The 844-nt window shown below is 63.5% G+C and carries 1 protein-coding gene; it reads right to left on the bottom strand.

Features of this window, described 5'->3' with window-relative positions:
• Nucleotides 1-844: transglycosylase domain-containing protein (locus tag ACXJKR_RS33745; protein ID WP_457326574.1), on the bottom strand; the 844-nt coding region annotated here is incomplete at both ends.

Raw genomic sequence — 844 nt, 5'->3', positions numbered from 1 at the left:
TGCGGGTCTTGGGATTGCCCTTGTCGGACAGGCCGGAGGTGGCAGGCTTGAGACCTTCGCCGATGATGGCGATCACGTCGCCGCTTTGCAGCACCGCCGTCACCTTCTTGGGATCGGCCTCCAGCACGACGGCGGCAAGCAGCTCGTCATTGGCAGGGTGGTCGGCCAGCACCAGCGCGATGCGCGCGTCCAGTTCCTTGGCGTCGCTCGGCAGATCGGCATAGGCCTCGGGGCCGCGGTAGACCTGGCGCTTCTCGTAGTCGAGGATGCCACGGCGCAGCGCGCGGTAGGCCGTGTTCTGCTCGGCGCTGTTCAGCGTCAGATAGACGTTCAGCCCTCGCGAATAGGCTTCGTCGCCATACTGGCTGAAGATCAGCTGGCGCGCCGCCTCGGCGACGAACTCGGCATGCGATACCGACTCCTGCACCGGGCGGATGCGCAGCTTCTCGGCTTTGGCCTCATCACGCTGCTCCTCGGTGATGTAGCCCGTCTCATACATCCGCTCGATGATGTATTGCTGACGGATGTTCGCGCGGCGCGGGTTGTTGATGGGGTTGTAGGCCGACGGCGCCTTGGGCAGGCCGGCCAGCATCGCAGCCTCGGCGATGCTGAGCTTGTCCAACGTCTTGCCGAAGTAGATCTCGCTGGCTGCCGCGAAGCCATGCGCGCGGTGGCCCAGGAAGATCTGGTTCATGTAGATCTCGAGGATCTTTTCCTTGGACAGCGCCGACTCGATCTTCAGCGCCAGCAGAATCTCGTAGATCTTGCGCGTGAAGGTCTTTTCCGTGGAAAGGTAGAAGTTGCGCGCCACCTGCATCGTGATGGTCGATGCGCCCTGGCTGCG

Source organism: Roseateles sp. P5_E11 (assembly GCF_054049355.1).
Note: the sequence above shows the minus strand (reverse complement) of the source record. Positions and strands in the feature narration are given on the sequence as shown.